This is a genomic window from Arthrobacter woluwensis (genome assembly GCF_030816155.1).
Lineage (GTDB): Bacteria > Actinomycetota > Actinomycetes > Actinomycetales > Micrococcaceae > Arthrobacter_E > Arthrobacter_E woluwensis_A.
Genome location: NZ_JAUSXR010000001.1, coordinates 2,072,723 through 2,084,939, shown reverse-complemented (window position 1 = coordinate 2,084,939; position 12,217 = coordinate 2,072,723). Strand labels below are relative to the sequence as shown.

The window sequence follows — 12,217 nt, the reverse complement described above, 5'->3', positions numbered from 1 at the left end:
TCATGAGCCGTCACACTCTCTCCGTGCTGGTGGAGGACAAGCCCGGCGTGCTCACGCGCGTCTCCGGCCTCTTCGCCCGCCGGGCCTTCAACATCAATTCCCTCGCCGTCGGCCCCACGGAGGTGCCGGGCACGTCCCGCATCACCGCGGTGGTCGAGGCGGAAGGTGACCTCATCGAGCAGGTCACCAAGCAGCTCAACAAATTGATCAATGTGATCAAGATCGTAGAGCTCACGAGCGACGCTTCCGTGCAGCGCGACCATATCCTGGTCAAAGTACGGGCCGATGCCGCAACGCGTCTGCAGGTCACCCAAGCCGCAGACCTGTTCCGCGCCTCCGTGGTCGATGTGTCCACCGATTCATTGATCATCGAGGCCACCGGTCATCCGGAGAAGATCACAGCACTGCTGTCAGTCCTGGAGCCCTTCGGCATCCGCGAGATTGTGCAGTCCGGCACCTTGGCCGTTGGACGGGGACCCCGCTCCATGAGTGACCGCGCTCTGCGGTCCGCCTGAATCCCACACGAGACACCGTTCCACCCCCCACCATTCCAAGGAGAATTTCCATGACCGAGCTGATCTACGATGACGATGCAGACCTGACGATCGTCCAGGGCAAGAAGGTCGCCATCGTCGGCTACGGCTCCCAGGGCCACGCCCACGCCCAGAACCTGCGCGACTCCGGCGTCCAGGTCGTCATCGGCCTGAAGGAGGGCTCCAAGTCCATCGCCAAGGCTGAGGACGAGGGCTTCGAGGTCAAGAGCGTGGCAGACGCCGCCGACTGGGCCGACCTCATCATGATCCTGGCGCCGGACCAGCACCAGCGCGCGATCTACAACGACTCCATCAAGGACAAGCTGACCGCGGGCAAGACCCTGGCCTTCGCCCACGGCTTCAACATCCGCTTCGGGTACATCCAGGTCCCCGAAGGCGTGGACGTCATCCTCGTCGCTCCGAAGGCTCCCGGCCACACGGTGCGCCGCGAGTACGTCGCCGGCCGCGGCATCCCGGACATCATCGCCGTCGAGCAGGATGCCACAGGCACCGCCTGGGAGACCGCGAAGTCCTATGCCAAGGCCATCGGCGGCACCCGTGCCGGCGTCATCAAGACCACCTTCACCGAAGAGACCGAGACGGACCTCTTCGGCGAGCAGGCCGTCCTCTGCGGTGGCGTGTCCCAGCTGGTCCAGTACGGCTTCGAGACCCTGACCGAGGCCGGCTACCAGCCGCAGATCGCCTACTTCGAGGTGCTGCACGAGCTCAAGCTGATCGTCGACCTCATGTGGGAGGGCGGCATCGCCAAGCAGCGCTGGAGCGTCTCGGACACCGCCGAGTTCGGTGACTACGTCTCCGGCCCGCGTGTCATCGACCCGCGCGTCAAGGAGAACATGGCGGCCGTCCTGGCCGACATCCAGAACGGCGCCTTCGCCAAGCGTTTCATCGACGACCAGGACAACGGCGCCGTCGAGTTCAAGGAGCTGCGCGCCAAGGCGGAGCAGCACCCGATCGAGGCCGTGGGCAAGGATCTCCGTGCTCTGTTCTCCTGGAAGCAGCAGGACTCCGACTACGTCGACGGTTCCGCCGCTCGCTGATCGCCGCCCGAAGGACCGTGATCCTTCACAAAAGGGAAGCCGATTCCCGGCACGCCGCACCGAGCCAGTAATCTCGGTGGCAGGCGTGTGAAGCAAGGACGCCGGGCCCGCACGCTGTGCGGGTCCGGCGATTCCACGCTCAGGACACCTGAGACAAGCCACTGCAGTATCGATCGCCACAAAGAGGTCACCGGTGACAGACACCAAGCCCGTAGTACTCATTGCCGAAGAACTATCGCCTGCCACCGTGGCGGCACTGGGACCGGATTTCGACATCCGGCAGACCGACGGCGCCGACCGTTCCCAGCTCCTGCCGGCCCTGGCCGACGCCCACGCCATCCTGGTTCGCTCCGCCACTCAGGTGGACGCCGAAGCCATCGCCGCCGCGCCGAACCTCAAGGTGATCGCCCGCGCCGGCGTCGGCCTCGACAACGTCGACATCAAGGCCGCCACCCAGGCCGGTGTCATGGTGGTCAACGCGCCCACCTCGAACATCATCTCCGCCGCCGAACTCACGGTCGGCCACATCCTCAGCCTGGCCCGCCACATCCCGCAGGCCTGCGGCGCCCTCAAGGCGGGGGAGTGGAAGCGCTCCAAGTACTCGGGCACCGAGCTGTTCGAGAAGAAGATCGGCATCATCGGCTTCGGCCGCATCGGCGCCCTCGTCGCCGCTCGTCTCCAGGCTTTCGGCACCGAGATCCTCGCCTACGACCCCTACGTCACCTCGGCCCGCGCCGCACAGCTCGGCGTGAAGCTCGTGACCCTGGATGAGCTCCTGGCGCAGTCCGACTTCATCACCATCCACATGCCGAAGACCCCCGAGACCGTGGGCATGCTCGGCGCGGACGCCTTCGAGAAGATGAAGGAGACCGCGTACGTGGTCAACGTCGCCCGTGGTGGCCTGGTCGATGAGACCGCCCTGCACGAGTCGCTCGTGGCCGGCAAGATCGCCGGCGCCGGCATCGACGTGTTCTCCAAGGAGCCCTCCACGGACCTGCCGTTCTTCGGCCTGGACAACGTGGTCGTCACCCCGCACCTCGGCGCGTCCACCGCGGAGGCTCAGGAGAAGGCCGGCATCTCCGTGGCGAAGTCGGTCCGTCTGGCCCTGGCCGGCGAGCTCGTCCCCGATGCGGTCAACGTGGCCGGCGGCGTCATCCACTCCGACGTCCGCCCCGGCATCCCGCTGATCGAGAAGCTGGGCCGGATCTTCACCGCGCTCACGCACGACTCGGTGACCCAGATCGACGTCGAGGTGGCCGGTGAGATCGCAGCCCTGGACGTCAAGGTCCTCGAGCTGTCCGCCCTGAAGGGTGTGTTCGCCGATGTCGTCTCCGAGCAGGTCTCCTACGTCAACGCCCCGGTGATCGCCGAGCAGCGCGGCATCAACGTCCGCCTGATCACTACCGAGAACGCCGAGGACTACCGCAATGTGCTGACCCTCCGCGGCGCGCTGAGCGACGGGTCGCAGATCACGGTGTCCGGCACCCTGACCGGTCCGAAGCAGGTCGAGAAGCTCGTGGGCGTCAACGGTTTCGACATCGAGATCCCCATCACCGATCACCTGATCGTGGTCAGCTACCAGGACCGTCCCGGCGTCGTCGGCACCATCGGCCACATCCTGGGCATGAACAACATCAACATCGGCGGCATGCAGGTGGCGCGCAGCGCTGAAGGCGGCGACGTCCTGGCACTGCTGACGGTCGATTCCTCCGTCCCGCAGCAGGTCCTCGACGCCATCAAGGCGGGCGTGGGCGCCAACGCCGTGCGTGAGGTCGACCTCGAGTCGTAGGGCCACACTGACGGGACCGAAGGTCCCGGGAACCTGGGCCGGTCTGCCTACAATAGCTATGGCGCTTTGAGCGTCACAGCGGTCGGCAGGCCGGCCCGAAGTCTTGAACCACCCCGTCGGAGCGTGGGCGAAGCCATGTCTGCAGTGCAGCCCTCTCCCGTTCCCTCACCCCAGGAGTGCAATGAACGCCGTTGAACGGTTCATCAGGAGCCGCGTGCTGCTGCTGACCGCGACCATCCTGATCGCGACCATGGCGCTGTCCGTCCTGGTCCAGAGCAGCTCACAGGCGGCTCTGGTGAAGACCGTGGACCAGAACTCCCGCGGCCTCTACGACATCCTGGTGCAGGCGCCGGGACAGGGCGAGGGCAAGCTCATGCAGCCGGACATCGTGACCGGCCAGGGCGGGATCAGCTTCGATCAGCTGGACAAGATCCGCCAGATGGACGGCACCGCGGTGGCCGCGCCCATCTCGTTGGTGTCCCGCGTGACGCAGAACCTCGAAGCCCCGCAGCTGCGGGCGATGGACTACCTCGGATACAACTCGGGCCTGGTGGGGCTGCAGCAGACCAGCACCCCCGGCTCCACCGACGGCTCGAAGTGGCCGCAGGCCGAGTCCGTGCTTCCGGACAAGGCGACGAAGTACCGGATCACGGCCAGCGCCACGAGCTCGGACGGGGTGACCGAGCGGCAGCTGTTCAGCACCGTGGGCGAGGGGACGCTCGGCAAGGCCAAGGTCGTCCAGACCACGGTCGCCGGCGGCAAGTCCGTGCAGATCCAGGCTCCGGAAGGCGAGACGGGTATCAAGTTCCCCGCCCCCGCCGGCACCTCCACCCACACCCTCTTCAACGCCAACATCGCGCTGCCGCTCGCCCCGGAGATCAGTGAGTCCGTGGTGGCCGTGGACCCGACCGCCGAGCGTGCTCTGCTCGGTGAGGCCGGCGCGTTCCTCGCACCCCTCGAGAAGGCTCCGCCCGCGGACGGCCGCAACGCCGGCGCCATCGGTCGCTTCTTCCAGGAGAAGCTCTCCTCCGGCATGTCCCAGCAGGACATCCAGGACGGCCCGGACTTCCTGGGCGTCCGCCTGAAGTACTGGGCCCCCACGCTCATGCAGTATGAGGCGAGCGTGCGCAGCAAGCAGATCACCGACGACTCCCAGGCCATCCCGCTGGTGGTGCGCCAGGGCACCAACCTGGACGTCAAGTACAACGTCAAGATCGAAGAGCTCGACGACGCCGGCAACGTCACCAAGGAGGTCGGCACCGTCTCCAAGAACCTCGGTGACGGCTACCTCCCGTTCGTCTCCAAGTCCCCGTTCGTCCTGCAGTGGCCCGGCGGCACGGATCACTCCGACCTTCTGGGCTCCACCTCCAGCTTCGCGTCCGGTCTGTACGACCCCGCCACCTGGAGCACCCAGTTCGCGGCCGCGCCGGACTACTCCGCCAAGAGCACCGAAGCCAACGGCTCCGAGGAGAAGCAGGCCGTCCCCGGTGACTGGGTCACGGTCAACAGCCTCCCGGAGCGCGCCCTCGACGGCACGGCCGTGGATCAGGGCCAGCGCAAGCCGGTCCAGGACCGCTCCTACCGCAAGGACGTCGCCCGTGGCGACGCCAAGGCGACCCCGCTGCCCATCGTCTACGGCACCTTCGACCCCTCCGCGGTCCAGAAGGCCGCGGGTGACATCAACCGTCTGCCGCTCGGTGGCTACGACCCTGTGCCGTTCAGCCTCGCGAAGGACGCTTCGGGCGGCGACGCCGGCTCGAAGGCCCTCAAGCCGAGCCTGAGCGCCACGGGTCTGGTCAGCCAGTCCGCCGGCGCGATCACGGACTACTACGGCCTGGCCGCCGCCCGCGGCTATACCAAGGACGCCGACGTCGTGGATGCCATCCGCGTGCGTGCCAAGGCGGAGGGCGGCTGGCGTCAGGCCGGCGGCGACATCGCCAAGCTCGCCGACCAGATCCGTGCCCTGGGCCTGAAGGCCACGATCGTCTCCGGTTCCGCCCGTGAGGACGCGAACATCTTCGTGCCCGGCTACAGCAAGGACGCCTCCGGCGCCGAGCAGGCCCTCGGCACCGTCCAGCAGTCGTGGGTCCGTCAGGACGCCGCGGCCGCGGTGAGCAGCTCGCTCTCCGGGACCAACATCATGCTCCTCTTCCTCGCCCTGCTGGGCGCCACCCTGCTGACCGCGGCCTCCACCGTCAGCTATGTGCGCAAGCGCCGGAGCGACGCCGGCATCCTGCGGGCCATGGGCTGGAACCAGAAGCAGATCAGGAAGTGGGTCCTTCAGGAGTTCGGCGTGGGCGCCGCGGCGCTGGCCGCCGCAGGTCTGATCCTCAGCCTCCTGAGCTGGAACCTCGCCACCGCGATCGTCTCGCTGCTCGTCCTCGTCATCTACGCGGTCGCGGCCTGGCTGGCCGTGCGCCAGCTGCGCCACCATCACGTGGTCGATCAGGAAGTCGTGGACGACTCGAGCCTCATCACGATCGATTCGCCGCTGACCTTCGCGAACCGTCAGCTGAAGACCCACCGCTTCAACACCCTGTCCCTGGCCGTCGCGGTCGGCGTCTTCGGTGCCGCGGTCGGCGCGCTCGTCTCGGTCCTCGTGGACATCCCGCGAGCAGCCGGCGCTTCCGCCCTGGGCGGTCTGGCGGCGGGGAGCATCGTGCTCCCGGCCATCATCCTGGCCGTGGCCGGCGCCGTGGTGGGGCTGTTCCTGACCATCGTGACGGGCCGCTTCGAACTGGGCGCCAAGCGCGAACAGATCGGCGTGCTCAACGCGATGGGCTGGAACCCTGACATGCTCCGTCAGGTCCGTTTCTTCGAACACGCCCTCGTGGGCCTGTACGCCCTCCCCATCGGCGTGCTGGGTGCCGCGCTCCTGGGTATTTTCCTCGCCCCCTACGCGGCTGTCTGGGCAGGCCTGGCCGGTCTGCTCGCCGTCGTGGTGTGGGTTCCCGTAGCGACAAGGATCATTCGATGACCATTGAACCGGAATCCCGGAAGAACCGCCGCGCCGAAGAGCGCCCCGCCCCGACCCAGGACCAGGAGAACACCGTGAGCGTGGAGCAGTCCGCCGTGGACGGCACCGAACTCCAGACCCGTGCGAACACCATCATCAAGGTGGCCGACCACGAGACCCCGCTGCGCCTGGAGGACGTCACCATCCGCTACGGCGGGGAGCGCAATGGCGCCGAGCGCGTCACCGTGGTCGAGAATTTCACCATGAACCTCGACGCCGGTGAGATGCATTGCGTCGCGGGCCGCTCCGGTTCCGGCAAGACGTCCATCCTGACCGTGAGCGCGGGCCTGACGCTGCCCACGAGTGGCCGCGTGTTCTGGGAGGACGCCCCGCTCGACGCGATGAACGACGACGAGGTGGCCGACCGCCGTCGCGCGCTCATCGGCTATGTGGACCAGGGCGGCGCCCTGATCGAGGGCATGAGCGCCCTGGAGAACGTGCTGCTGCCCGCCGTCCCGGACGGCGAGGTGGAACAGCGCACCGAAGCCGCGAAGGACCTGCTCGAGCTGGTCGGTCTCGGCAAGCGCATCAAGCACCGTCCGGCCCAGCTGTCCGGCGGTGAGCGTCAGCGCGTGGCGATCGCCCGCGCACTGATCCTCGGCACCCGCGTGCTGGTGGTCGACGAACCCACCGCCAGCCTGGACCGCGCCGCGGCCAACAAGATCATCGGCATCCTCAAGGACACCACCAAGGACGGCATCTCGGTCCTGGTCGCCTCGCACGACCACGAGCTCATCCGCGTGTCCGACACGATGACCGAACTCAACTGATCACCGCCCAGCGCACCGCACGCACAGCAGGAGAGAACACACCGTGACGCAGCAGAAGCCGTCCTACTACCTGACCACGGCCATCACGTACCCGAATGGCGTCCCGCACATCGGGCACGCCTACGAGTACATCGCCACGGACGCGATGGCCCGCTTCAAGCGGCTGGACGGCTTCGACGTCATGTTCCTCACCGGCACGGACGAGCACGGCATGAAGATCGCGCAGGCCGCCGAGAAGGAGGGCATCACGCCCCAGGAGCTCGTGGACCGCAACGCGGAGATCTACAAGGCCACGCACGCGGAGCTGGGCATCAGCTACGACCGCTTCATCCGGACCACGGATGAGGACCACTACGCGGCCAGCCAGGAGATCTGGCGCCGCATGGAGGCCAACGGCGACATCTACCTCGGCAAGTACGAGGGCTGGTACTCGGTGCGTGACGAGGCGTTCTACGGCGAGGACGAGACCGAGCTCCGCGAGGACGGCAAGCGCTACTCCAAGGCCACGGACACCGAGCTGACCTGGACCGAGGAGGAGAGCTACTTCTTCCGGCTCTCCCAGTACCAGGAGAAGCTCCTGGCCCTCTATGAGGAGCAGCCGGAATTCGGCTACCCGCGCGGCCGCTTCAACGAGGTCATCAGCTTCGTCAAGGGCGGTCTGGAGGACCTTTCCATCAGCCGCACCACCTTCGACTGGGGCGTTCCCGTCCCGGGCGATGACAAGCACGTCATGTACGTCTGGGTGGATGCGCTGACCAACTACCTGACCGGCGTCGGGTTCCCGGACGAGTCCAGCGAGAAGTTCCAGCGGTTCTGGCCCGCCGATGTCCACGTGATCGGCAAGGACATCTCCCGGTTCCACGCCATCTTCTGGCCGGCGTTCCTCATGAGCGCCGGGCTGCCGCTGCCGAAGCGCGTGATGATCCACGGCTTCCTGCACAACAACGGCGTGAAGATGTCCAAGTCGCTGGGCAATGTGGTGGCGCCAGCTGACTTCGTGGCGCAGTACGGCCTGGACCAGGTGCGCTACTTCTTCCTGCGGGAGGTGCCTTTCGGCGCGGACGGCAGTTACAGCCATGACGCGATCGTGGGCCGCATGAACGCCGATCTGGCCAACAACTTCGGCAACCTGGCGCAGCGGTCGCTGTCCATGGTGGCGAAGAACTGCGACGGCGCCGTGCCGGTCCCCGGTGACTTCACCGCCGCGGACGAGGCCATGCTGGCACAGGCGGACGCGCTGCTCGGGACCGTGCGCGCGGAGTTCGAGGAGCAGCAGTTCTCACGGGCCCTGGAGGCCATGTGGCACGTGCTGGGGGAGTGCAACGCGTACTTCGCCGAGCAGCAGCCGTGGGTCCTGCGCAAGACCGACCCCGCCCGCATGAACACGGTGCTCTACGTGACCCTGGAAGTGCTGCGCCAGGTGGCCATCCTGAGCCAGCCCGTCATGCCCGCCTCCGCAGGCAAGGTGCTCGACCTGCTCGGCCAGGACACCGAGGAGAGCCGCCTGTTCGCGGCGCTTCCGACGCGCCTGGTGGCCGGCACGGCACTGCCCGCCCCGGCTCCCGTCTTCCCCAAGTACGAGGAGCCCGAGGAGGCCTGACCCTCCGTCGTCTTCCGCGAAGGAACAGCTGAGGCCCGGAAAACCATGTTTTCCGGGCCTCAGCTGTTCTCTCGCGTCAGGGGGAACCCCGACTCACGGAGCGGGTCAGCTCACGGCCAGACCTTCCACGGGGGAGAGTCGTGCCGCACGCCGTGCCGGGACGATGGAGGCGAGCAGCGCCGCCACGATCGCCACCAGCAGCACCCCGGCGACACCCAGCCACGGGGCGTCGAACGGGACGGGACCCATCACGCCGAGGGCGGACTTCGCTCCGAGCCAGCCGAACGCTCCGCCCAGCAGCACACCGAGGAGTGCCGAGACGCCCGCGATCAGGACCGCTTCCAGGGCCAGCATGAGCCGGAGCTGGCGCCGTGTCAGACCGAGTGCCCGGAGGAGCGAGTTCTCCCGGGTGCGTTCCAGCACCGAGAGACTCAGGGTGTTGGCCACACCGATCAGGGCGATGAAGACCGCCACCGCCAGCAGGGCGGTGACCACCAGGAGCATGACGTTGATGACCTCCTCGAACGCGGCCCGTTCCATGACGGCCCCGCTCACGTAGGCGGCCGGGACGTCCAGGGTTGTGGCGATCGTGTTGACCACGCCGCGGATGTCGCTGGCCTGCACGTCGGCGTTGAGCTTCACCCAGAGCCGTTCCCCGCTGGCGGGGAGGGCGTTGTTGATGGCGCGGGCGTCGTCGAGCGTCATGACCGGGACCATCTCATCGGTCCTGGTGCGGATGGCCTCGAGCACGATCTTGCCGCGCGGGCCGTTCACGGTCACTGGGCCCTTGGGCCCGGTGCGCGACACCAGGAGTGTCCCGTTCTGAGGCTGCCGGTTCTGGTCGTTGAGCACTGTGCGGGCTGCACTCGGATCCACCGCGTAGACGGTCATCTGAGACCCGTTGGCGCCTTCGGAAGTGTCGACGACGTTGCCCGCGGTGACCAGCATCGCGGTCGCCGCGACACCCTTCAGACCGGCGACGCTCTGGGCCGAGGCCGGGGTGAACCCCTTGGCGGAGGAACCCTGCTGACCTACAGCCGGACCGGCGGGTGAACTGACACTGATGTCCACGGGGTACCGTTCGGCAAGACCCTGTCCCAGGGCCGCCTTGGCGGAGCCCGCCCCCACCATCATCATGGTCACGAGCGTCACGCCGATGAGCAGTGCCGACGCCGTCGCGGAGGTGCGGGCGGGGTTGCGGACCGCGTTGAGGGCGGCCAGCCGGCCGGGGACTCCGCTCGGCTGGGCCAGCCGGCCCACGGCGCGCACGGCGCCGGGGATGAAGAGCCCGGCGCAGAACAGGACGCCCAGGAAGGTCAGGAGACCGCCGGGAAGAGCCACGAGGAGGCTGTTCATCCAGGCTCCGCCCAGCAGCATCGGCAGACCGATGACCAGCAGGATGAAGCCGATCACCAGACGGACCCGGCCGCGGCGGTTGCTCAGCGAGGCGTCGTCGAGGGGACGGAGGGCCGCCAGCGGGGCGACACGCGTCGCGGCCCGGGCGGGCACCAGCGCCGCGATGAAGGTCATGATCACGCCGATGAGCACGCCCGCCACGAGGGCGAGTGGATCGACGGCGAGGGTGGCGAAGGAACGGGTGGGATCGGTCTTGGCCAGAGCGATCAGCCCGGCCATGACGCCGACACCCGCCAGGGCGCCGACCACCGAGGAGACGAGGCCCACGATCGCGGCCTCCACGAGCACGGACGAACGGATCTGGGACCGTGTCGCGCCGATGCAGCGGAGCAGAGCGAGTTCGCGGGTGCGCTGGGCGATGATCACGGAGAAGGTGTTGGACACCACCAGGGCGGAGACGAACAAGGCGATCACCGCGAAGGCGAGCAGCACGACGGTCAGCTGATCCTGACCGTCCGTGAACTGCTGGACCTGCGCGACGGCGGCCTCCTCCGGCGTGCGGACGGCTGCGGCGACGGGGCCGGCGGCGAGGGCCTTCGAGACCTCCTGCTTCACCTGACCGAGATCCGCGCCGGAGGCGAGCTTGAGCTGGATCATGGACACCCGGTCCTCGCCACCCGAGAGCTGCGAGACCACGGAGGCGGGCGCGAGGAGCTGAGCGAAGCTCCCGCGCAGTGGATCCGAGCTCGGTTCCAGGATGCCGGAGACCTTCAGGGTGATCGGCTCGGGCTTGCTCGCTCCCGCGCCTTCGTCCGCAGCTCCGGCCGGCTGAAGTTTCAGCACGGACCCGACGCTGAGCCGGAACTGCCCGGCCGTGCTCGCGTCGATGGCCACTTCGCCGGTGCCGCCGGGGAGATGGCCCGAGCGGGTCCGCGCGGATTCCAGTTCGGCGGGGGCGGAGTTCTGGACCATGCCGAGGAAGGAGGCATTGCGGCCGTCCACGAGGGTCATGGCATTGGACTGGCCGTACACGGATTCGACGCCGGGCACTTTGGCCAGGGTCTTGACGTCCTGAGCGGTGAAGTTCTCGGTGCCCTTGACCGGGGCCGCCACGAGGCCGGCGCGGTGATAGCTCTCACCGAGGCTGGCGGCCAGGGACGCTTTGGTGCTGGAGGACACCAGCAGGGTGCTGACCAGGAAGGCCACCGCGAGCATGATGGCCAGGCCCACGGCGATGAAGCGCCGCCCGTGGGTGCGCAATTGGGAGAGTGCGACGCGCAGCATCAGGCCCCCAGCTCGCTCATGGCGGCCAGGACGGATTCCGCGGTGGGCTCCTCGATCTGTCCCACCACCTGGCCGTCGCTCATCAGGATGACGCGGTCCGCGTAGCTCGCGGCCACCGGGTCGTGGGTGACCATGATGATGGTCTGGCCCAGTTCCTTGCTGCTGCGGCGCAGGAGCGAGAGGACCTCGGCGCCGGAGCGGGAATCCAGGTTTCCAGTGGGCTCGTCACCGAACAGCACGTGGGGGCGGGTCAGGAGGGCGCGTGCCACGGCGACGCGCTGCTGCTGGCCACCGCTGAGCTCGTGCGGGCGGTGCTTCAGGCGGTCCTTGAGACCGAGGACGTCCACGATGAAGTCGAACCACTCGAGATCGGGCTTCCCGCCGGCGAGTTCGATGGGGAGCAGGATGTTCTGCTCCGCGGTGAGGGTGGGGACCAGGTTGAAGGCCTGGAACACGAATCCGACGTTCTCGCGCCGGAGGGTCGTGAGCTGGGTGTCGTTCAGGCCGGTGATCTCGGTGTCGCCGAGGTGGATCTGCCCGGAATCCGCGGTGTCCAGGCCCGCGAGAAGGTGCATGAGGGTCGACTTGCCGGAGCCGGAGGGGCCCATGATGGCCGTGAAGCGGCCCTTGGCGAAGTCGATGCTGACGTCCCTCAGGGCGGCCACGGCGGTTTCGCCCTTGCCGTAGTTCTTCACGAGATTGCGGGCGCTGACGGCCAGGTTCGTAGCCCCGGAAGGTGAACCTGGGGAAGGGACTTGGTGCGTTGTGGTGGTCATGATTCCACGCTATGGCGCGGCGCCACTCCGGCGGA

The 12,217-nt window shown here is 67.9% G+C and carries 8 protein-coding genes; 6 read left to right on the top strand and 2 right to left on the bottom strand.

What is annotated here, in order from left to right; genetic code table 11:
* Positions 1 to 2: 2 nt before the first annotated feature.
* From ilvN to metG, 6 genes are all read left to right on the top strand, one after another.
* Complete coding sequence (ilvN, locus tag QFZ52_RS09495; RefSeq protein WP_066210822.1) at positions 3 to 515, top strand: acetolactate synthase small subunit; 513 nt, start codon at positions 3 to 5, stop codon at positions 513 to 515.
* 50 nt (positions 516 to 565) lie between these two features.
* Positions 566 to 1,591, top strand: coding sequence for a ketol-acid reductoisomerase (gene ilvC, locus QFZ52_RS09490; RefSeq protein ID WP_066210821.1), 1,026 nt, complete (start codon positions 566 to 568; stop codon positions 1,589 to 1,591).
* Positions 1,592 to 1,784: 193 nt separating this feature from the next.
* Positions 1,785 to 3,380 carry a phosphoglycerate dehydrogenase gene (gene serA / locus QFZ52_RS09485; RefSeq protein WP_307497365.1) on the top strand — a complete coding sequence of 532 codons (1,596 nt, stop codon included), beginning with the start codon at positions 1,785 to 1,787 and terminating at the stop codon, positions 3,378 to 3,380.
* A gap of 181 nt (positions 3,381 to 3,561) precedes the next feature.
* Positions 3,562 to 6,357, top strand: a complete 2,796-nt coding sequence (locus tag QFZ52_RS09480) for an FtsX-like permease family protein (RefSeq protein WP_307497364.1) — start codon at positions 3,562 to 3,564, stop codon at positions 6,355 to 6,357.
* Entirely contained in the window at positions 6,354 to 7,166 is an 813-nt protein-coding gene (locus QFZ52_RS09475; protein WP_307497363.1) for an ABC transporter ATP-binding protein, read from the top strand. The genes QFZ52_RS09480 and QFZ52_RS09475 overlap by 4 nt, the downstream gene beginning before the upstream one ends.
* Before the next feature lie 43 nt (positions 7,167 to 7,209).
* Entirely contained in the window at positions 7,210 to 8,766 is a 1,557-nt protein-coding gene (metG, locus tag QFZ52_RS09470; RefSeq protein ID WP_307497362.1) for a methionine--tRNA ligase, read from the top strand.
* Between the two features lie 105 nt (positions 8,767 to 8,871).
* Here metG and QFZ52_RS09465 read toward each other — a convergent pair whose 3' ends face one another.
* Together QFZ52_RS09465 and QFZ52_RS09460 are read right to left on the bottom strand one after the other, a co-directional pair.
* Positions 8,872 to 11,406, bottom strand: coding sequence for an ABC transporter permease (locus QFZ52_RS09465; protein ID WP_307497361.1), 2,535 nt, complete (start codon positions 11,404 to 11,406; stop codon positions 8,872 to 8,874).
* Complete coding sequence (locus QFZ52_RS09460; protein ID WP_307497360.1) at positions 11,406 to 12,182, bottom strand: ABC transporter ATP-binding protein; 777 nt, start codon at positions 12,180 to 12,182, stop codon at positions 11,406 to 11,408. The genes QFZ52_RS09465 and QFZ52_RS09460 overlap by 1 nt, the downstream gene beginning before the upstream one ends.
* Positions 12,183 to 12,217 lie beyond the last annotated feature (35 nt).

Coding starts and splice junctions, on each gene's coding strand:
- ilvN (WP_066210822.1), top strand. CDS start 3: ATGAGCCGTCACACTCTCTCCGTGCTGGTGGAGGACAAGCCCGGCGTG.
- ilvC (WP_066210821.1), top strand. CDS start 566: ATGACCGAGCTGATCTACGATGACGATGCAGACCTGACGATCGTCCAG.
- QFZ52_RS09480 (WP_307497364.1), top strand. CDS start 3,562: ATGAACGCCGTTGAACGGTTCATCAGGAGCCGCGTGCTGCTGCTGACC.
- QFZ52_RS09475 (WP_307497363.1), top strand. CDS start 6,354: ATGACCATTGAACCGGAATCCCGGAAGAACCGCCGCGCCGAAGAGCGC.
- QFZ52_RS09465 (WP_307497361.1), bottom strand. CDS start 11,406: ATGCTGCGCGTCGCACTCTCCCAATTGCGCACCCACGGGCGGCGCTTC.
- QFZ52_RS09460 (WP_307497360.1), bottom strand. CDS start 12,182: ATGACCACCACAACGCACCAAGTCCCTTCCCCAGGTTCACCTTCCGGG.